Raw genomic sequence first — 18,194 nt, 5'->3', positions numbered from 1 at the left:
CGCCGCTACACCGATGTTAATCTTTCTCATGATTGGCGGCCTAGCGTTTTAGGCAAAGCCAGTTCAAATGCTGCTTTAAGTTCATCGGGAGTGACCTCCGGGATCGACCTATGAACTTTTGCGATGGATGGCTTCTCTCCCTCTCTCAAAATCGCGACGACAGTTTCAACATCGGGACATCCCGGCTCACGACAGGAAAGCTCCGTCACGGAGATCGTGACATCATCTGCCAAGCCAAGCAGCTTCTGCGTCTGCAGCTTAAGTTGCTGAACCGCCTCGGGATAGCCGGTTCTTTGGGCGCGCAGACCCAAAGCAAAAGCAGTTTTTGACACGCTCGGCCTCCGAATTTGATTTGCGATTCCTCTCGGCTTGTTAGGCACGACAGGAGACGAAGTGTCTCCTGTCATGCTGTGACCGCGGTCGCCCAAGGTGGGCCTTGCGTCAATGACTCGAACTTTGGCAGCGGTTAAAGCCTTCCCTTAGAACGTCCTCCGGCAAATCGCGGCCAATAAAGACCAGACGACTTGTCCTAGGCTCGTCAGGCTTCCAGGGGCGCTGATGATCGCCTTCGAGCAGCATGTGAACGCCCTGAATGACGAAGCGATCGGGGTCGTCCTGGAATTGAAGAATGCCCTTGAGGCGAAGAATATCAGTCCCGAACTGCTGGGCGACCTCCTGTATCCACGGTAAGAATCTCTGGGCAACGAGCGGCGTCTCAGTCGTCAATGACAGGCTGTTCACGTGACTGTCGTGCTCATGGTCGTGGACTTCGTTGAGGAAGCCGGGCTCGAACTCGAGAACCCTGTTGAGGTCGAACGCATTCCGATCCAGGACCTTTTCGAGATCAAGTGCGCAACGTTCGGTACGATGGATCATGGCATAGGGGTTGATCGAACGAATGCGCGCCTCGATCGCCTTGATGTCTGGCTCCGAAACCAGGTCGGTCTTGTTCAGCAAAACCACGTCGGCGAATGCGATCTGCTCTTGCGCTTCGTGCGCGTGGTCGATCTCTCCGAGGAGATGTTTTGCGTCGATGACCGTGACGATGGCGTCGAGCTTTGTGTTGCGACGAACGTCATCGTCGACGAGAAAGGTTTGCGCCACGGGCGCCGGATCGGCAAGCCCGGTGGTTTCGACGATGATTCCGTCGAACTTCCCGCGCCGCTTCATGAGTCCTTCCAGAATCCTAATAAGGTCACCTCTTACGGTGCAGCAAATGCACCCGTTGTTCATCTCAAATATTTCCTCGTCCGCGTTGACGATCAGATCATTGTCGATTCCGACCTCGCCGAATTCATTCACGATGACGGCGTAGCGCCTGCCATGTGTCTCCGTCAAAATCCGATTCAGCAAAGTTGTTTTCCCGGCACCGAGGTATCCGGTGAGAACGGTAACGGGAGTCTGTCCGGCGGCACTGCTCATACGTTGTCCTTTCAGTTTTTGGAGCTTGTTGAATTCTGAATCGTGGGGGTGGATTCGAAGAGCGCTGTGGCGCGCTCGTGGAAAGTGAGTAATAGCCCCGCGACAAGCGCAAAGCCGAGGACGCTCAGACCTACGAGAGTCAGCACCATTCTGGCCTTTTCACGCGCGGAAATACCCGTGATCGTTGTGAACAGGTTCTTGATTACAGAGTCGTCGAGGTTGTGGGTAATGACGACAATCCGCGTGCGACGATCGTCCGAGGGCCAAGCCGGCAGCCGATGCTGATAGATCGCATGCTGAACGCCGTGCACGACGAGAGGCCGGTCCGGATCGTCCTCTAGTCCAACCAGTCCCTTGAGCCGGAGTAGTTGCGGGCCGGTGACGGCCTTGAGAAGGTCAAGGAAGGTGGCGAGATTTCTCGACGAGACCGGACGGTCTTCGAGCAATGCCAGGCTCTGTATGCCGCCGGCCACATGATGGCTGGGGGTTGGACGTTGCTTGTGAGCGTGTTCCTGTTGGCCCAACGCCTGCTCTAAAGCCAGCCACCCCTCAACGTCGCCACCTTGTTCGGAAGGAACATAGCGACGCGGCGCAAACAGGGTCGGGAGATCGAATCCGACGCCGTGACGGTCCACGATGGCGGCGGCTGGATTGATTTCGCGGACCTTCTGCAGGACTCCCGTCGCACGCGGGTTTGCTTCCACGCCAACATCTGTCTTGGTCAGGACGATACGATCAGCGAACGCCACCTGCTTCATGCATTCGAAATGCCGCTCCATCGAGTCTTCGATGGTGGTCACGTCGATTGCGCAGACGAGGCCAGACAATTGAAAGCATCGTGCTACGACATGATCGCGGTACCCCGCCGCCGGAATTCCACCCGGTGTGATCTGATTGATGATAGGGGCGGGATCGGCGAGCCCGGTCGTCTCGACGATCACGCGCTTGAAAGGCGGGACAGCGTCATTTTCCAGAGCGTCGTAGAGTTCGAACAGGGAAGATCTGATGTCGCTGGCGGCAGTGCAGCAGAGGCAACCCGTCGTTGTCACCATCAGCTCGCGATTGCTCACGCGAACGAGGTCGTGATCGATTGAGACATCGCCGAACTCGTTGATGACAATGGCGGTATCTGCAAACGCTTCGCTCGCTAAGAGCTCATTGAGCAGCGTGGACTTCCCCGCGCCCAGAAAGCCAGTAAGGATCGTCACCGGAATCGGTTGATCTATGTCATCGCCGCACAAGAAGTTGGCCATCGTTGCAACGTTATAACGTTACGTTTGGACAGGCAACGCGATTCTTATGGGCTCATTACGATCGATTGTGCCGCCGCAACATTTGCGGTCTGGCGCAGACGCTCGAATCCTAACATGGGCCTCAATCGGAGAAGTTCTGGCAATGTCCGTTGCCATTGATGGCGCTTCTGGCGGCTTGCTCGCCATGTATGTAACGTTATAATATTACATTGGTCGCCGCCCAAGGCGCCAACGAGGGAGGATCCATATGGCGATGTTCACGCATGTTACTGTCGGGACCAACGACCTGGTCAAAGCGCGATCATTCTACGATAGCGTGTTAGGGACACTTGGATATAAGCGCCTGACCGATCTCGGCGACGGCGGATCGATCTGGGGCGAGTCTGCCCCAGAGTTCTTTGTGTTGAAGCCGGCCAACGGGCAGCCCGCGTGCTTTGCCAATGGTGGCACGATCAGCTTCACTGCTCCAAGCCGGGCCGCGGTCGCCGCCTTCCACAAGACCGCCCTTGCGGCCGGGGGCAAAGATGAAGGGGCCGTTGGCCCGCGCGATTGGGCGCCGAACGCCTACGCCGCTTACGCTCGCGATCTCGACGGAAACAAGATCGCGGCCTATTGTTTCCGGCCTGAGTGACCCAAAAAGCATCGAAACGCGGGCAGTCGGGCGGACCGCTGCCCGTGGAAATTGCTGCTCATGGGCAGCAAGACGAGCCAGCGCAGGCGCTGACGCTTGCGGACATCTCGTCACTTTGCCGGCAGATTCTCGTTGCGCCTTGAAGAGGAGATTGCCCTTCTCTTCTGAGCGCCCAGGGACCGGTCTTCGAGTCTGCCCACCGAACTCAAGATGTCAGCTCACCGATTCGCCCGCGCATTTTGCGCACTCGCCCTCGACCTCAATCATCGGATGTCGGGGCCTGAAGCCAGTCGTTTTCGCCGCGCCTCGCAGGCCGCGTGCCACCAGGTCCGAGGCCGCTTCCTGAACCGCGCCGCACTGGCTGCAAACCATAAAGACCACAGTCTCACCTTCTCCATGGCGATGATCGCAGGCGAAGAAAGCGGAGCGGGAGGCCAACCGATGGACGCACCCTGCCTCCTGCAGGAATTCGAGGGCACGGTAGACCTGAACGGCCTGCACCTTCCGCGAACCGCTAAGCTTCTCGGCGATCTCGTAGGCGGCAATTGGTTTCCCAGTCGCCGCAAGCAACGCCAGCACGCGTTGACGCGTCGGGGTGAACCGCGTCCCTTTCGACGCAGCGTAGGAGCGGGCGCGACTCTGCACCGCCTCGGCGTCGATGACATCACAATGCGCGTGCGTGCAAGCTGCGCTCGGATCCGGATCACGATGCATTTTAAAGTCTCGCCTTGACGACCCGTGGTGTAATACCATAACACGCCATACGTTATAACATTACATTACACCCCGGAGTGTCGATGACCAAGCTCCAAATCGGGAGAGACTCCGACCTCCCAGTCTCGACCCCGTCCGGATACCTATATGGTGGGAAGACAGTCCGCGACACTTCGGCCACGGGAGAGATCGTTCTCGGGATAAACTTCAGATCCAAGCGCCGCGAGCGGGTCTACGACGCAGACAAGGTATGGTCCGGAGAACATACGATCCTGGATTACACCGAAATCTGAGACCGTTGCGCCGCGCAACTATCCGAAGCGCCGCAAAACCTAGCTGTCCCCGGTTCAACGCCGCACCCGCAAGCGACGGAACAATTGGATTTGCCGACAATCTGAAACGGCGCGAGCAACTCGGCTGCTCGCTGCTCCGGCGCAGTCGTGCTCAATTTCGCACGATCTCCACCGGACCGTGATCATCACAGTGGTTGCCGTGCGGATGGTGCAGACGACCGGCGACGAGATAATCGACATGATCGCCATGCGGAACCGCTTCGTGGCCGCAGCCAGGGCCATGAACGTGAGCGGCGTCATGCCCGGAGTTGCGATGGTCGGGCGTGCAACCATCCGGATTCCTGTCGCTCACCTCAATCGCATGTTCATCCACATGATCGGCATGCGGATGGTGAAGATGTCCATCGTGGAGATAATCCACGTGGTCGCCGTGTCGGATGGCAACGTGGCCGCAGCCGGGTCCATGCGTGTGGTCGTGGTTGGTGTGATGCGCAAGATTGCAGGTGGTCATTCGATGTCCTTTCCTTCAGTCAGTGATTTTCGCCGGCGTGCGCGATGGCGTTCTTGACGAGTTTGACCAAACGGGCCTGCAGCAGCACCTTCAGGCGCCCCGAAACCGTGACTATCCTGTCGTGTTCGGCTTGAACGAGTTCGCTAACATTCCGTTCCCCCGCAGCTAAAGTGATGAGAGTCTGGAGCCGCGCGGGATCACACAGAGCCTTGAACATGGCTGCTGCCTCCTCAAGGTGCGAGCGATGAAATCGGCTTGATCATTTATTCCATCATTCTATTGAACGTTGGTCTGTGAATGTGGGGCCAATTGGCTAAGAGAGAAAAGTGCCGCCGAAGCCTTATCGTAAGCCTCTCGGAAGCTGCTAGTTTTCGAGAGGTCGCCCTTTGCCCCCGAGTTTGCCGTTCGCTAGTGGGCTTCACGGCATTGTTGTCGATGACGTGCGATAGATTTCCTCGCAATGGGACGGCGCACATCCAATTGCGTCTGTTGATATGGACCATTGAATGGTCCATATTTTTTGCTCATGGATATCGACGATGCGGCATCAATGAAAATTTCCGTCACCGAAGCCAAGGGCCAACTCACCGACCTGGTACGCCGGGCAGAGGGGGGCGACGAAATAATCCTGACACGACACGGTCAGTCGGCCGTGCAACTTGTCCCTGTCAAGAGCGCGCGTCTGGACGCCCGTGGACGCAAGGAATTGCTTGAGGCTATCCGTGCTTCTGGCGTCGCAAACGCCAAACCCGGACCAAACCCTGCAAGGAGCCAGGATTTTCTTTATGACGGAGATGGGCTGCCCAAATGATAGCCGTCGATACGTCGGCGCTTATGGCGATCATTTTGGGAGAACCAATTGCCGATGCGTGCATCAGAGTGCTGGAGGCCGAAACCGAAGTCCTGATATCTGTAGGTAACCGTGGCGGAAGCTCTCATTGTTGCAGGTCGACAGAACGTCGACAATGAGATGGTACGTTTCATCGAGGGCCTTGGTCTGAAATCATCACGGTCACGCACGGCGCTCGCGATCATCATGGTCGCCTAAGTCCGCATCGCGCCGATCGCCGGCAGACTTGTTGGCTGTCTCCCGCACCGGCTGTTCCTGGTTGCCTGACCTGGTGCGCGCTTCTGGTGCAATTGCGCTGCCGTTCGTGACGCAGGTCTGGGAGGTCTATCTTCGGACTCCACTTCGACCAGTTTCACTGCAACAAATACTTGGCAATCTGCAATTCCGCAGGCGCGGCGCGGATCCTGTGCTTTCTGGCCGGGGTCTTGGACCGCGCGAGCTGCCACCGCACTGGATGTGTTGCGACGGCGTGTTCGGGGAAGCAAACCTCAATCTTGAAACTCGGGTGCGAGATCGCTAGAATCCCGACACGGGGGTGAGCAGACTCCCCGTGAGACTTCGGTCCAAGCTCTGCGCGACAGCTAATCCGTCGTGGAGCTTGCACATGAACACCGAAGGTCGGGCATTTCATCATTCCACAATCGCGATCCTCTGGCGCGGCGACGACAGCGCGCGTCGGGAGGCGACGTCCCAGAACAGTCGTTTCGTCCGGGTATTCGAGGCGCTCGCCGATTCGGGTATCGAAGCCTTTCCGGTTATCTATGACGAGAGCTTCGCTGGCGCGGTCCGGGACCAGCTGCTGACGGCGCACGGTGTTCTGGTCTGGGTCGATCCGATCCATCAAGGCAAGACGCGCGCGGCGCTCGATCCGCTGTTGCGAGAGATCGCAGCGCAAGGCCCATGGGTCAGCGCACATCCCGACGTCATCCTGAAGATGGGCGTCAAGGAGGTGCTCTACCGAACGCGCCACCTGGGCTGGGGCGCCGACACTCATTGCTACGACAGCGCTGATGCGTTCCGCACCGAATTCCCGTCGCGCCTTCGAGCGGGCGGTCCACGCGTGCTCAAGCAGAACCGCGGAAACGGAGGACAAGGCGTCTGGAAGGTCGAAATCTTGCCGGATACGGACACGAGGGTTCGCGTGCTGCACGCGCAGCGCGGTAGCCGACCCGAGGAGATGCCACTTGGGGCTTTCATTGCTCTGTGCGAGCCGTATTTTGGGTGGGGCGGCTGCATCATCGATCAGGCGTTCCAACCTCGACTGCCCGAGGGGATGATCCGGTGCTACATGAGCGGGTCGAAGGTTGCAGGCTTTGGCCACCAACTGGTCAAGGCCTTGATCCCGCCGCCCCCGGAAGGACCGGACTCACCTGAGGCACAACCTGGGCCTCGGATCATGCACGGGCCGGACGCCTTGCCGTTCCAAGCGCTACGAAGATTGATGGAGGATAAATGGACTCCCCAGCTCATGGAAACGCTGGCGATTGATGAATCGTCGCTGCCGGTAATCTGGGACGCGGATTTCCTTTACGGTCCGCAAGACGCGGCTGGCACCGACACATATGTCCTCTGCGAAATCAATGCGAGTTCATGCTTCGCGATTCCTGACGAGGCGCCGGCCGCAATAGCACGGACGGTCATGAACCGCATTCGGCAAACCGAGGGAGCGAGGTGCGGTCGACCGTAGCCTCTAGTGATCGATTACAGAACCTGGTCGAGGAGATTGCGCATGGACGAGAGAGAATTGCCGGCCAGCTCTGGTGGCGACCGCAAGCCGACCGACGTCGAACGCCGTGCACCCGGCCGTGCCACGCGTTGGCGAATTAACATCGGTGCAGATGCCATTTGGTACGTCGTCCGATCAAGTCCTCGGCAATTCTGTCCTTTGTCCAATCGACACAGTCACATACTGGGGGGACCCAGATAGGGTTAGCGAGGGCTTCGGCATCGCGCTCGGTGTATTGGACGCATATGCGGGCGAGCCTGGATCCGATCCGGTGATGCCGACGGCTCCTCGTGTGAGGGATGACAAGGTGCAGCACAAATCGCATTGACCAGATAATCTCGGCTCTGGCGCCGAGCCAGCATTTTCAGGGATAGCGTCCGATGACGGAACTGCCCTGTCGAATAGACGTTGCGATCCGCAAGGACGCTTTCGTGACCAGCACAAAATTGTGGAGCGAAGTCATGTCGGTGCGAACCCTGTCTCGGACTCTGGCCTGCTGCTTGATCGTCGCCTTCTTCACACCTGCGCACGCGCTCACGCAAGAGGAACTCGTCGCCAAACTCCAATCGGCTGGCTACTCTCAAGTCCGGGACATCAAATCTACCGCCGAAGGAATTTCCGCGAAAGCGACGAAGAATGGCAAGGAGGTGTCGATCGTCGTAGACAGCAGTGGCCAAGTCAAAGAGCGGAAGTAGCCGTTGCCGTATCGGCCGCCGACAAGTTCACCTCGCAATCGAGGGTGCGGGTAAGCTGATTGGCGCGGTGCAAACACTGAATCGGTAGAATGGACACTTCAGCGGAGATCGCTCTCCGATTGTCAGTTCGACATCAACTCGCGAATTGGCCAGCGGGCTTGCCCGCTTCACCATCTCTTTCCATAGGCGTAGTACGCATCGTACACAATCTGGTTTAGCCCTGCTTCCTGGATAATGGATGACCTTGTCGGGTCACCGCCAGAACGGCGTATTGGCCTGCTCCAGGGCCTCATCCCGGGTGAGCCCGAGGTCCGCGAGTAGATGCGGGTTGTCGGCGATGGCACGTAGATCAGCGCGCTGGCTCATCCGCTCGCTGCATGAGAGCCATTTGGCGAGCCGCAGCCGCCATATATTGCGTTGATGACCACCGGCTCCTGCACCGCGTCGGACTTGCGGAAGAAGATCGGTACTGCCGAATATCGTTGACATCGAATGGCTCCAAATCCCATCATTTCCTTATTCCGCCGTCTGAATAGGATCGGCGGGGTGAAGCCCGCAAAGCATCGTTTCTCGGGCTTGACCTAGTTTTTCTCATTGACCCGTCCAGAAAGCCTGACGATGCGACCGCGACTGCCGCCGCTAAACGCGTTGAAGGCTTTCGAGGCCGCGGCCCGGCATGAAAACTTTACGCGCGCGGCAGAGGAGCTTTGTGTTACGCAAGGAGCCGTGAGCCATCAGGTCAAGGCACTGGAAACCGAACTCGCAATCAAGCTGTTCAATCGTGAACGGCAGCGCTTGATCATCACTGAGGCCGGCCGGGACTATCTCGCGGTGGTGCGCGATGCGCTTGACCGGATCGGGGCAGGGACGGAGCGCCTGTTGAAGCGCCAGAGCGCAGGCGTCCTCACGGTCAGCACCTCGCCGGACTTGCCGCAAAGTGGCTGGTGCACCGGCTCGGCCACTTTGCCGAAGCCCACACCGGCATCGATTTGCGTGTTTCCGCAACGATGCATCACGTGGACTTCGCGCGGGAGGAGGTCGATCTCGCGGTGCGCCATGGCGACGGCAATTGGCCGGGACTCGACACGGTAAGGCTGAGCCCGGAGCAGCTCTTTGCAGTCTGCAGCCCCAAGCTGTTGTCGGGGCGGCGCCGCCTCGAGAGGCCGACCGATATTCTCAAATTTCCACTGATCCATCTCGACAGCCGCGCCGACTGGCAAAACTGGCTCCAAGGCGTCGGAATCGACTGGGCCGGCGTCACGCACGGTCCGGTCTTGAACCGCGCGAGCACGGTAATCGACGCGGCGGTCAACGGCCAGGGTGTGGCGCTTGCGCGCACGACGCTGGCGGCCTGGGATCTGATCAACGGCCGGCTCGTGCGGCCTTTCCCGGCCTCCATACCGGTGTCGAGGACCTATTGGATTGTTTGTCCAAGGGCGACGGCGACTCTGCCGAAGATCGCGACCTTTCGCGAGTGGCTGCTTGCGGACGCGTCGAGCGATCTTGGTCGGCTGAAATCGCTCGGCTGGACTTCAAAGGCATCGAAACAGCGCGAAGTCGGACGAGCGGGGTGCTGACCAGGGACCCCGCTCACAATCGAATGCCGAAACGCCGGTCATCTCTGCTGGATCAGATGGGTGATGGTGAAACAGCAGCTTCGATAAGAGCAGGTATCTCGATCAATAAGGGAGGTACCCACGACCAGACGAAAATCCCCACTTACCTCCGCCAACTGTACCAACCATCACCCGGTCAGCGAAGTCTGCGCCGGACTGACGTTCGCCGTTCCGTTCCGCTTCGAGGAGCGCGCACAATCGATGATTGGGGGGAGCCTTGTAACCGACAGACGCCGGCGGCTGCGACTCCCGTTGCCGCTTTCGCGAAACAATTCCAGCTTGACCGCGTGACTGTTATCCCGCCTGCTGAGCACCTACTTTTCCGACGAATGGTGCAGCCACCGTGAGCGAGCCCTCGGCGATCGCGAGCGGAAGCACCGCCAGACGCCGGGGTGCGGGCCCGAACACAACTTGTGCGCTTTCTCGTGGATTGAATTCGGAGTTGTGACACGGACATTTCAGAATTTTCTTGTCAGTTTCTGCCGCCTTCACCCACTCGGAGACGGGACATCCGGCGTGAGTGCAAACCACCGAATAGGCGACGATACCATCGGCCGATCGCGATCGAGACTGCTCGTCGAGTTCGCCCGGATCAAGCCTTAGCAGGACAATCTCGTTGAGCCGCGATCCCTTGCGGATCACCGAGGATTGCGGGTCCTTCGGCCAGGCGTGCACGGGCGGCCCGCCTAGCGTGAGATCGCTCGGTTTGATGATTTCGTCCGCATGCTCCCCTTCGGAGTGAACGAGAAAATCACCCTTTTGCGGTCGCTCATCGCTTCCGGGCTGATCTTCCTCAGCCGCAGCAGGTTTGCCAGCCAGGTATGCGCCGGCGGCCAGAGCCGTTAGCAGCAGCGAGCGTCGCACTGGGTCCTGACATACCATAACTTGTCTCCTTTCGACTGTACCTACAACATCTATTCCGGTCCGGACATGAACGCCTCGACACGGCCAGATAAGCGAGACAAACGAACGACTGCCTGGTGCAGTCGGAGAGAACCGACCTCGCTGAAGACGCTTCGGAAATCACCTCAGGCGCGGCTAGAGCTCCGAACGGTGCAAAATATGCAGCTCACCTTCCGCAGGAATGGGCAACCCACGTCGCTCAAGAGGGAATTGGCCGCAGTCCATCTCGCGATCATGCAGCTTTTGGTGTCCTGCTCAATCCAGAAGGAGAACATCAGCCTTTTCCAAGCGCGAATGATTTACCCGTAGGCGGCAAGATGACCCGGAACAAGCTTCCGGCTTTGCCATCGCTCGCGAGTTCGATGTGCCCGCCGTTCGCCTCCACCGCCCAGCGAGCGATCGCGAGCCCCAGTCCGACCCCGCCCTCTTCCCGAGAGCGGCCAGTGTCGACGCGATAGAAGCGATCGAAAATACGATCCCGGTGCGCGGCAGGAATGCCGGGGCCCGTATCTCGTACCTCGATCTTGGCCTGGCCGCCCGTTGCATTCACTTCGACGGTGATCGTGCCGCCATTTGGGGTGTATTTTATCGCATTGTGTATCAGATTCATGAGGGCATGACGGATGAGCGCGGCGTCTGCCCTAGCATAGACCGGGATCGGAGCTCGAAGCGCGAGTGCTTGCTGCTTTTCGTCGGCGAGCACACGGAGCTGATCGACGACATGTCCCGCCAACCCTCCAACGTCCAGGTCCTCTGGGGCCAGCTGGACTTTTCCCGAGTCGGCGCGCGTGAGAATCAGAAGGCTCTCGACGAGCCGCGTGAGCCTGTCGACCTCCTCCAGCATGCTGCCGATGACGTCGCGATACGTGACGGCGTCAAACCTATTCTGTAGCGCCACTTCCCCCACGCTGCGCATCGCGGTGAGTGGGGTGCGCAGTTCGTGCGAAGCATCGGCCGTGAAGCGGCGCAGGCGTTCGAAGGCATCTTGCAGACGGGATAGCGTGTCATTGAATACTGTCGCGAGCTGCCCGAACTCGTCCCTGGCGTTATCGACCGGGAGCCGTTTAGCGAGCGACTCCGCGGTGATTTCCCGAGCCTTTTGCGCCATGGCGCCGACTGGGGAAAGGACGCGGCCGGCAAGGAAGTAACCTCCCGCGACCGCCAGGCCGGCGGCGAAGGGAATACCCATCGCGAGAATGACTGCGAGCGTCCAAAGCGTGTCCCGCAGGGAGGTTTCCTCGATTGCAGCAGCCACGCGATAGGACGGTTCAGAAATGCTATGGACGCGATAGCGACGGCCATCCGACGCCGTCCAGGACAGCGGCGATGCCGAGTCGCCAATCTGCAGCGCACGCGACAGTCCTTCTCGCTCCCATGCTTCGGTTTGCTGACGAACGCCGCCGGCATCGTCCACCCGAAACAAAGTGATGCCCCACTCAGAGGCAAGATTCTTCAGTTCCTCCGGTTCCTCCCGATACACCTTACCGATGGTCGCAATCTCTCGCTCGAGTTGCGCGTCCAAGGCGGCGTAGAGGCGAGCATGGAGGAAAAGCAGAATGCCTGCGGAGAAAATGCATACGATCAGCGTCAGCACCGCAGCGTGCCACAGAGTAAGCCGTGCGCGGACGCTTGGGGGACGGAATCTCATCCTTCCCTCCCGCTCAGTAGGTATCCAAGGCCGCGGACGGTGTGCAGTAGCTTTCTTTCGTAGCGTTCGTCGATCTTGCGACGCAGCCGCGCGATCGTAACGTCGATGACGTTGTCGAGCGGTGTCGCCCTGGCCGTTGCGTGCCAGACATCGCGTGCGAGCATCTCCCGGGATACAACGTGGCCGCTGTGGCGCAATAGGTATTCGAGCAGGTCGAATTCCTTCGTGGTTAGGTCGAGAGGCTGAGCTCCCCTGGTGACTTTGTGCGTGACGAGATCCATCTCAAGATCGTCGTGCTGTAGCTTGAGGATCTGGTCCATGCGCCCGCGGCGGAGCAGCGCCCGGATGCGCGCAAGCAGCTCGGAGAATGCGAACGGCTTGGTGAGGTAATCGTCGGCGCCCTGATCGAGACCAATCACCCGGTCTTCAACAGCGTCCTTCGCGGTAACGACCAATATCGGCGTCTGATTGCCACACTTGCGCAACGTGGCAAGGACATCAATACCGTCGCGGCGCGGCAGCATGAGATCGAGCAACAGAAGATCGAAGGAGCGCTGGCTTGCAAGGAAAAAACCTTCTTCTCCGGTCGCCGCGATCGCAACTTCATAGTGCTCTGCTTCAAGGCCCTCGCGCAGAGCGTTCGCGACCTTCTTTTCGTCCTCAATGATCAGAATACGCACGATGTGCTCCGCCTCGAGAGCTGCTCTCGCATCAGGATTATAGACTGGTTCCTTGCTGCCGCAGCGTTCCTGACAGAGATTTCAGAAACTCTTCAGTGGTGGCGGCGCGGAAACACGACCAGCATTCGATCGCGGATAGGGACCGGGCCGCGCGCTCGTCGGACTGGCGGGAGCCAGTGATTAGAAACGGCGGATGACAATGTTGCGCGACCAGACCACTCGATCAAAGCGCACCGCGCGACAGGCTGCCGGCCGCGAGAGGGAGGTCTCGTCCCTCACGTCCTGCCGCTGGAGACTGAAAAACCGGTTCCGATGGCGCGACGGCCGTTACCGGCCTGATCGCCTGGTCCATCTCCGCAACAGTCACAAGTGATGGTGCAATAACGGATTTGAGAGCAGAGCATCTCGATCAATGAAGGGAGGTATCACATGACCAGACGAAAGGTCTTGCTTACGTCCGTACTCGGCCTCGTTGTCCTGGTGGCACCTTTCGCCGGACAGCGCTCGGCTCTTGCGATTGGCCCGGACCAGGAACAAGCAGAGTTGGCGAACGCATTGGGTGGGGCAAAGGTGAGCTTGCAGCAGGGGTTCACGGCAAGCGAGCGAGAGGGACAGCCGATCTCAGGAAAATTCGAGATGGATGAGGGCAAGCTCCAGCTCTCCGTCTACACCGCAAAAGACGGAAAGTTTTTCGAGGTCATCGTCGATCACGTGAGTGGAAATATCAGCAAGGTCGAGCCGATTACCGAGGGCGAAGATCTCGACCACGCGAAGGCAAAAAAGGCCGCAATGGACAGGGCAAAGGTCAAGCTGGCGGATGCTGCAACCAAAGCGAAAGGACAGGCTAAGGGAGAAGCGGCGGACGTGATCGTCGTAAGCGCCATGCCAGAGCTCAAGGGCGACCGTCCGGAGGCCGCGATCGTTCTGCTGCAGGGAAAGAAGTCTTCGACTGCTTCGGAACGGCTCGACTAGGAGTCTGAGCCGAAGAGAATCGAGCCGGGGAATCTGTGCTGACTGGCATCTTACAGGAGGATGCGATGAGAACTGACCCAAAGTGGATTAGCTTAATGCTGGCGGCCGGCGTGGTGACGATCGGTCTCGGAATTGACAGTGCAGGCTGGAGCGGCGCCGCAGTCGCTCAGAAGAGGTCGGAAGGTAGGGGATCAGTGGATCGGATCGTGAGCTCGTTGCGCGCGGTAGATACGGCCTACGCGTCAGGCAACGCGGCTGAAGCTCAGACCCGCTTCAGGGAAGCCCGTGCGGCCTGGAATGGCGTGGCGCCGAGGATTTCAGCGCGTGAGGCTCGCGAGCAGCAGTTGCTGTTCGATTCGCTTGACAAACAGCTCAAGAGCGGCGCGCCTGCCGCCAAGGTGAAATCGACCGTTTCCGGCATGATCGGCGAGCTCCATGAAGATATCGAGCGCGAACTGAGATAGGAGTGATCGTGTATCGCGGGCTGATTTGGCTCGCCTTTGTCGATCTGAGAAGGGCGTGGCTGCGATCACTGGTAACCGCGCTGGCGATCGCGCTCGCACTGATCGCAGTCACATTCTTTGTGGGGCAGATAGGTCTTCGACAGGCGGAGCTCCTGACCGGCTACGAAGCATCCGGAGCGGCGACGTTTGTTATTGAGCTTGGCAGCGCAGCCAGGGGCGAAGTCACGAATCTGGTTCAGGCGCTACGTTCGATTGCCGGCGTGCAGTCAGTCGTTGCTCCCTACAACGGGACTCAGCTCGGCCTGGTGGCGGACACATCTTTTATAGTCTTCGAGAACGACAAGCAGCAGGAATCTCTCGGTGCCCGGACCACTGTGCTAGGCGTCGATCCGTCATTCGATCCCGTGCGGGACTATTATGTAAATTTCCACGATCTGAATCCGAAGGCGCCCACGGCAGTTCTCGGAGTCCCGCTGCTTGCGACATCTGGCACAGTACGCCCGCCGGATCGCAACGAGGTCGTTGTTCCCTCCGGGGTCACTGACTACGTCGGAATTCGACCTGGTGCAGACGCAACCGTCGATCTGACGTATGTGAATGCAAATCCACCAATCGTTCGACGCTACGAGAAGCTGCGCCTGGTCGGGACATTCGCGCTCATAGGCCCGGATCAGGGTCGATTTGAGCCATTTTGGCGCCTTGCTGCGCGCGGCAGTGAAATCCTCACAGTCCGCCGGCCAGATGCGCCGGAGGGTGTGGCAACCACGCTGCCCATCCTTTTGAACGAACAGCTCGTGGGAGAATTTCTCAGATTCGTCGGCGAGCAATTGGCTGCTCGCGGCATATCACCCCCAAAGGATGCGGTAGCCAAAGAACTGGTCGTGCGAGCGAACTCAGTTCGGGCAGTGCCGTCGGTCGTACGCGAAGCGATATCCTTGTTCGATCAGCGCGGTCTCAAGCAAGACTGCGGCGCCGCTATTGGAGCATCATTCTGCCTAAGAGTGCCGGAGCGAAACAACTTCGAAGCGGCGCTCCAAGAGCAGAAGAAATTGGAAACAGGTGGGTCGTTCTTCATCCTTCTCCTGCTTGTACTCGTGGCGGCCGGAGCCGCTGGTCTGCAGATCCAGCTGGTCCTGGCACGCTGGCGCGAACTTGGCATCTTGCAGGCCGTTGGCTTTTCGCCGCCTAAAGTCCTGCTCTATTTCGCGATACGACTGTACACGGTACTTGCCGCGGGCGTGGTGATGGCCGGAGCGGCGGTCGGCATTCTGCCATTCGCTCGAAGCCCTTCAACGTTCGTCTTTGCCGCCGTGGTTGCGCTTGTCGCAGCAACCATCGCTGCCCTTCCGGCGCTGTTTTGGCCGCTTACTCAAGCGCCCGCCCAGCTCCTTCGGGTGTCTGCATGATCTGGGTGAAGCTTACCTTCGGAGGCTTCGGCCGCCGCTTCGTCGAAGCGCTTGCCGCGACCATCGTTCTCGCCGCTACCGGCGCGACGGTCGCTGCGTCGCTGATGGTCGTCGAGGGGGCTCGAAATACATTGAGTAGGGCCATACGTCAGGATCGGCCCGATGTCGTTGAGGTCAAGAGTCGTTTCAACCGGGCTCTGTTTGAAACGCCACGAAGTGGCAATCTGCCGCCGCTCACAATACCGGTCTATGAACCGCTCATCGATCCCGCCGAGCTGGAAACGGCTGCGGGTGACAGCCAGGTCGTCAAGCGACAGTCGCTCTTTCGTAATGTCCTCTCCGGCGACAGCTTTCTCAATATCTATATTTTCGGTATCGATCCTGATGTCGAACGTGGCTTGAGCAGCTTCTCGCTCGCGCGCGGTCGATTCCTGGGGAGGGGAGATCATGCTGTCGCGGTGCTCGATCAAGCATCAGCTCGGGCGCTCGGCGTAGACATCGGCGCGACCTTCCCGGTTCGGAAGGCGGACGGTACGGACCTGCAGCTCACCGTCGTTGGCATTCTCGACAGATTAGCGCTACGGGGCGCCCCGCCAAGGTCGGCTGAAGCGCCTTCGTTGAGCCCGGATTCGACCTTTGTCTCGAGCGGTGCGTTCGTGAACATCGAGACGAGCGAGGACATTTTCGGTCGCGACAGCCTGACCGATGCCCTCGCCGTTGCAAGAACCGCCTCCGACGTGCCAGCTCTCGTTGCCAAGCTCCGGGAAGCCTTTCGGCTGGAGCCAGGCATCTTCGTAACGGAACGATACAGCCAATACCAGCGCAAGGTGCGCGATTTCGTTCTGACCCTTGCGTTGTTTTCCACCATGAGTGTCGCGACGGTGTTGTTGGCCGGATCCTTTGCTTCAAACCTTCTGCACGACATTTATGTCGAGCGTCGGCGGCAATACGCTACGCTCATAGCCCTCGGCTTTCCGCCCGGGATGGGTATCGCTCCCGCGATCTTCTTGGGTCTAGTGCTTGGAGTGGCTGCGGTCGTGATTGGCGGTCTCGCCGCCCATGCTTTCGTGCCGCGAACCTTCGCGATGCCTTCGCTCATGGCTGATCTTGGCCCGACCGAGCCGACCATCGATTGGGTCGTGGGGTGCTCCTTGTTGGCGATCGCAATCGCTGCGGTCGGCGTCGGATTGGTCTCGACGGCTCTTCGTCTGTTGCGGCAGCCTCTTGCAATAACGCTCTCGGAGGACAATTTGTGATGCAGCCGCTTGTCTCCGTGCGCTCAGTTTCGAAGACATATCGCCGCGAGCGTTCCGTTGTCGGCGCATTGCGCGATGTGTCACTTGAAATCGGACAGGGCGAGCTCGTGCGGATCAGTGGTCCGTCCGGTTCGGGCAAAACCACGCTTCTCAATCTGATTGCAGCACTTGATCGGCCAGATCAGGGGCAAGTCATCGTGGCGGGAATTGATCTCGCCTGCTTGTCGGCGGCCCGGGCATCAAAGTATCGCGCTCAGCAGGTCGGGATGGTCTTCCAGGCCTATAATTTGATCCCGCAGTTGAGCGCTCTGGAAAACGTCCTGCTCCCGATGATTGCGTTGGGGCGAGCGAACAAAACCCGCGCCTGCGAACTTCTCGATCTCGTCGGCTTGGCCGATCGCAGCGACCACAGCCCGTCCCAGCTCAGCGGCGGAGAACAGCAGAGGGTGGCTATCGCCAGAGCACTGGCCAACGATCCCTCGCTCGTCCTAGCCGACGAGCCGACAGGGAATCTTGATGACCAAAGCGCCGAACGTGTCATGGGGTTGCTGACGAGCGCGGTGCGTGAACGTGGCAGGACGCTGCTGCTTGTAACCCACCAGCGCGACACGGCGCAGACGGTCGACAAGCATCTCGAACTGCGAGGCGGAGTAATCACTTCGGTCAGCGGGATGAACACCTCTGACGATCTATGCTCAGCGCCTTGAGCGCCGATCCACTCTAACAGTCGGGAAGGCCAAATGAGGGTATCACGAATTATCTTGGCAGTAGCTACGGTGATGACCACGATCAGCTCCCATGCCTTAGCGGAACGGACCGTTAGAGGGGTAGTCGTAAAGGTGGACGGGTTAGCCGGTATTATTTCGGTCCGCGAAATGCATCCGGGTATGGCCGGCGCGATCTCTTACGGCAAGGTCGAAGGGTTCAAAGCGCAGGATGGTCTGCTGTTTGATGCGGTGCGACCAGGAGACGAAGTGGTCTTTTCCGCTTCGGAGATGAACGGAGCTATGACGATTACAAAGCTTAGCGAGCAGTGACGGGGAGCAGCCGAATGTCGCTTGGATCGCGCCACGAGGCGGCGCATTCGGCGCGGATTTTTCGGCCAAACCGAGAACAGATCTCGCCTCCATTGCACGCTCACTAACCTGTTGTTG

At 59.3% G+C, this 18,194-nt stretch carries 23 protein-coding genes and 1 pseudogene; 15 read left to right on the top strand and 9 right to left on the bottom strand.

The window, feature by feature from the left end:
* Nucleotides 1-26: 26 nt before the first annotated feature.
* From F758_RS49495 to F758_RS0112210, 3 genes are all read right to left on the bottom strand, one after another.
* Nucleotides 27-332 (bottom strand): nitrate reductase, encoded by a 306-nt coding sequence (locus tag F758_RS49495; RefSeq protein ID WP_157449977.1) that lies wholly within the window; start codon nt 330-332, stop codon nt 27-29.
* Between the two features lie 109 nt (nt 333-441).
* Complete coding sequence (locus F758_RS0112215) at nt 442-1,422, bottom strand: CobW family GTP-binding protein (protein ID WP_024508128.1); 981 nt, start codon at nt 1,420-1,422, stop codon at nt 442-444.
* Between the two features lie 11 nt (nt 1,423-1,433).
* A complete protein-coding gene (locus F758_RS0112210; RefSeq protein WP_024508127.1) occupies nt 1,434-2,675 on the bottom strand; it encodes a CobW family GTP-binding protein in 1,242 nt (413 codons plus the stop codon).
* Nucleotides 2,676-2,922: 247 nt separating this feature from the next.
* Here F758_RS0112210 and F758_RS0112205 point away from each other — a divergent pair, with 247 nt between their 5' ends.
* A complete protein-coding gene (locus F758_RS0112205) occupies nt 2,923-3,306 on the top strand; it encodes a VOC family protein (RefSeq protein WP_024508126.1) in 384 nt (127 codons plus the stop codon).
* Between the two features lie 213 nt (nt 3,307-3,519).
* On the opposite strand, the gene F758_RS0112200 is transcribed toward F758_RS0112205, so the two are convergent.
* Complete coding sequence (locus tag F758_RS0112200; RefSeq protein ID WP_024508125.1) at nt 3,520-4,020, bottom strand: Fur family transcriptional regulator; 501 nt, start codon at nt 4,018-4,020, stop codon at nt 3,520-3,522.
* Between the two features lie 83 nt (nt 4,021-4,103).
* Here F758_RS0112200 and F758_RS0112195 point away from each other — a divergent pair, with 83 nt between their 5' ends.
* Together F758_RS0112195 and F758_RS49490 are read left to right on the top strand one after the other, a co-directional pair.
* Entirely contained in the window at nt 4,104-4,313 is a 210-nt protein-coding gene (locus F758_RS0112195; RefSeq protein WP_024508124.1) for a hypothetical protein, read from the top strand.
* Between the two features lie 178 nt (nt 4,314-4,491).
* Nucleotides 4,492-4,881: a hypothetical protein gene (locus F758_RS49490; RefSeq protein ID WP_024508123.1), complete on the top strand. Its 390-nt coding sequence runs from the start codon at nt 4,492-4,494 to the stop codon at nt 4,879-4,881.
* Here F758_RS49490 and F758_RS47570 read toward each other — a convergent pair.
* Nucleotides 4,844-5,041 (bottom strand): ArsR/SmtB family transcription factor, encoded by a 198-nt coding sequence (locus F758_RS47570; protein ID WP_198026469.1) that lies wholly within the window; start codon nt 5,039-5,041, stop codon nt 4,844-4,846. The two genes, F758_RS49490 and F758_RS47570, sit on opposite strands and share 38 nt — an antisense overlap.
* Before the next feature lie 333 nt (nt 5,042-5,374).
* Between F758_RS47570 and F758_RS0112185 the strand changes: the two genes are divergently transcribed.
* From F758_RS0112185 to F758_RS0112170, 4 genes and pseudogenes are all read left to right on the top strand, one after another.
* Nucleotides 5,375-5,635 (top strand): type II toxin-antitoxin system Phd/YefM family antitoxin, encoded by a 261-nt coding sequence (locus F758_RS0112185; protein WP_024508122.1) that lies wholly within the window; start codon nt 5,375-5,377, stop codon nt 5,633-5,635.
* Nucleotides 5,632-5,827 (top strand): annotated as a pseudogene (locus F758_RS51765) (PIN domain-containing protein); the annotation flags it as partial. The gene F758_RS0112185 and the pseudogene F758_RS51765, both read left to right, overlap by 4 nt.
* Before the next feature lie 451 nt (nt 5,828-6,278).
* Nucleotides 6,279-7,361, top strand: a complete 1,083-nt coding sequence (locus F758_RS0112175) for a Cj0069 family protein (RefSeq protein ID WP_024508121.1) — start codon at nt 6,279-6,281, stop codon at nt 7,359-7,361.
* Nucleotides 7,362-7,780: 419 nt separating this feature from the next.
* On the top strand, nt 7,781-8,095 hold the full coding sequence (locus F758_RS0112170; protein WP_502689136.1) for a PepSY domain-containing protein: 315 nt from the start codon (nt 7,781-7,783) through the stop codon (nt 8,093-8,095).
* Nucleotides 8,096-8,347: 252 nt separating this feature from the next.
* Here the strand turns inward: F758_RS0112170 and F758_RS0112165 are convergent, their stop codons facing one another.
* On the bottom strand, nt 8,348-8,584 hold the full coding sequence (locus tag F758_RS0112165; protein ID WP_024508119.1) for a DUF1127 domain-containing protein: 237 nt from the start codon (nt 8,582-8,584) through the stop codon (nt 8,348-8,350).
* Nucleotides 8,585-8,713: 129 nt separating this feature from the next.
* Here F758_RS0112165 and F758_RS51760 point away from each other — a divergent pair, with 129 nt between their 5' ends.
* Both F758_RS51760 and F758_RS51755 read left to right on the top strand, forming a co-directional pair.
* A complete protein-coding gene (locus tag F758_RS51760) occupies nt 8,714-9,187 on the top strand; it encodes a LysR family transcriptional regulator (protein WP_245286477.1) in 474 nt (157 codons plus the stop codon).
* The gene (locus F758_RS51755; RefSeq protein WP_245286484.1) at nt 9,079-9,672 is read left to right on the top strand and encodes a LysR substrate-binding domain-containing protein; all 594 of its coding nucleotides are present in this window, start codon (nt 9,079-9,081) and stop codon (nt 9,670-9,672) included. Before F758_RS51760 ends, F758_RS51755 begins: the two co-directional genes overlap by 109 nt.
* Before the next feature lie 333 nt (nt 9,673-10,005).
* Here the strand turns inward: F758_RS51755 and F758_RS0112155 are convergent, their stop codons facing one another.
* The 3 genes from F758_RS0112155 to F758_RS0112145 all read right to left on the bottom strand — a co-directional run bounded on the left by F758_RS0112155 (nt 10,006) and on the right by F758_RS0112145 (nt 12,942).
* Nucleotides 10,006-10,593: a QcrA and Rieske domain-containing protein gene (locus tag F758_RS0112155; protein ID WP_084305288.1), complete on the bottom strand. Its 588-nt coding sequence runs from the start codon at nt 10,591-10,593 to the stop codon at nt 10,006-10,008.
* Nucleotides 10,594-10,888: 295 nt separating this feature from the next.
* Nucleotides 10,889-12,208 (bottom strand): sensor histidine kinase, encoded by a 1,320-nt coding sequence (locus tag F758_RS0112150; protein ID WP_024508117.1) that lies wholly within the window; start codon nt 12,206-12,208, stop codon nt 10,889-10,891.
* Between the two features lie 50 nt (nt 12,209-12,258).
* A complete protein-coding gene (locus F758_RS0112145) occupies nt 12,259-12,942 on the bottom strand; it encodes a response regulator (protein WP_024508116.1) in 684 nt (227 codons plus the stop codon).
* Nucleotides 12,943-13,578: 636 nt separating this feature from the next.
* On the opposite strand from F758_RS0112145, the gene F758_RS49485 reads away from it, so the two are divergent.
* The 6 genes from F758_RS49485 to F758_RS0112115 all read left to right on the top strand — a co-directional run bounded on the left by F758_RS49485 (nt 13,579) and on the right by F758_RS0112115 (nt 18,077).
* Nucleotides 13,579-13,914, top strand: coding sequence for a hypothetical protein (locus F758_RS49485; protein ID WP_157449976.1), 336 nt, complete (start codon nt 13,579-13,581; stop codon nt 13,912-13,914).
* A 65-nt stretch (nt 13,915-13,979) separates the two neighbouring features.
* Nucleotides 13,980-14,378, top strand: a complete 399-nt coding sequence (locus F758_RS0112135) for a hypothetical protein (RefSeq protein ID WP_157449975.1) — start codon at nt 13,980-13,982, stop codon at nt 14,376-14,378.
* Nucleotides 14,379-14,380: 2 nt separating this feature from the next.
* Nucleotides 14,381-15,784, top strand: a complete 1,404-nt coding sequence (locus F758_RS0112130; RefSeq protein WP_024508113.1) for a hypothetical protein — start codon at nt 14,381-14,383, stop codon at nt 15,782-15,784.
* On the top strand, nt 15,781-17,040 hold the full coding sequence (locus F758_RS0112125) for an ABC transporter permease (RefSeq protein WP_024508112.1): 1,260 nt from the start codon (nt 15,781-15,783) through the stop codon (nt 17,038-17,040). The genes F758_RS0112130 and F758_RS0112125 overlap by 4 nt, the downstream gene beginning before the upstream one ends.
* The gene (locus tag F758_RS0112120) at nt 17,040-17,747 is read left to right on the top strand and encodes an ABC transporter ATP-binding protein (protein ID WP_035721792.1); all 708 of its coding nucleotides are present in this window, start codon (nt 17,040-17,042) and stop codon (nt 17,745-17,747) included. Before F758_RS0112125 ends, F758_RS0112120 begins: the two co-directional genes overlap by 1 nt.
* Before the next feature lie 33 nt (nt 17,748-17,780).
* A complete protein-coding gene (locus tag F758_RS0112115) occupies nt 17,781-18,077 on the top strand; it encodes a copper-binding protein (RefSeq protein WP_024508110.1) in 297 nt (98 codons plus the stop codon).
* Nucleotides 18,078-18,194: the final 117 nt, after the last annotated feature.

This window comes from Bradyrhizobium sp. ARR65 (assembly GCF_000472385.1).
In the GTDB taxonomy this organism is placed as follows: domain Bacteria; phylum Pseudomonadota; class Alphaproteobacteria; order Rhizobiales; family Xanthobacteraceae; genus Bradyrhizobium.
The sequence above is the reverse complement of the archived record's forward strand: the minus strand, read 5'-3'. Positions and strand labels throughout refer to the sequence as shown.

Coding starts and splice junctions, on each gene's coding strand:
- F758_RS0112135 (WP_157449975.1), top strand. CDS start 13,980: ATGAGAACTGACCCAAAGTGGATTAGCTTAATGCTGGCGGCCGGCGTG.
- F758_RS0112170 (WP_502689136.1), top strand. CDS start 7,781: ATGACGGAACTGCCCTGTCGAATAGACGTTGCGATCCGCAAGGACGCT.
- F758_RS0112205 (WP_024508126.1), top strand. CDS start 2,923: ATGGCGATGTTCACGCATGTTACTGTCGGGACCAACGACCTGGTCAAA.
- F758_RS49485 (WP_157449976.1), top strand. CDS start 13,579: ATGGATGAGGGCAAGCTCCAGCTCTCCGTCTACACCGCAAAAGACGGA.
- F758_RS0112175 (WP_024508121.1), top strand. CDS start 6,279: ATGAACACCGAAGGTCGGGCATTTCATCATTCCACAATCGCGATCCTC.
- F758_RS0112195 (WP_024508124.1), top strand. CDS start 4,104: ATGACCAAGCTCCAAATCGGGAGAGACTCCGACCTCCCAGTCTCGACC.
- F758_RS0112155 (WP_084305288.1), bottom strand. CDS start 10,593: ATGGTATGTCAGGACCCAGTGCGACGCTCGCTGCTGCTAACGGCTCTG.
- F758_RS0112185 (WP_024508122.1), top strand. CDS start 5,375: ATGAAAATTTCCGTCACCGAAGCCAAGGGCCAACTCACCGACCTGGTA.
- F758_RS0112125 (WP_024508112.1), top strand. CDS start 15,781: ATGATCTGGGTGAAGCTTACCTTCGGAGGCTTCGGCCGCCGCTTCGTC.
- F758_RS0112210 (WP_024508127.1), bottom strand. CDS start 2,675: ATGGCCAACTTCTTGTGCGGCGATGACATAGATCAACCGATTCCGGTG.
- F758_RS0112165 (WP_024508119.1), bottom strand. CDS start 8,584: ATGTCAACGATATTCGGCAGTACCGATCTTCTTCCGCAAGTCCGACGC.
- F758_RS51760 (WP_245286477.1), top strand. CDS start 8,714: ATGCGACCGCGACTGCCGCCGCTAAACGCGTTGAAGGCTTTCGAGGCC.
- F758_RS0112200 (WP_024508125.1), bottom strand. CDS start 4,020: ATGCATCGTGATCCGGATCCGAGCGCAGCTTGCACGCACGCGCATTGT.
- F758_RS0112115 (WP_024508110.1), top strand. CDS start 17,781: ATGAGGGTATCACGAATTATCTTGGCAGTAGCTACGGTGATGACCACG.
- F758_RS47570 (WP_198026469.1), bottom strand. CDS start 5,041: ATGTTCAAGGCTCTGTGTGATCCCGCGCGGCTCCAGACTCTCATCACT.
- F758_RS0112215 (WP_024508128.1), bottom strand. CDS start 1,422: ATGAGCAGTGCCGCCGGACAGACTCCCGTTACCGTTCTCACCGGATAC.
- F758_RS0112120 (WP_035721792.1), top strand. CDS start 17,040: ATGCAGCCGCTTGTCTCCGTGCGCTCAGTTTCGAAGACATATCGCCGC.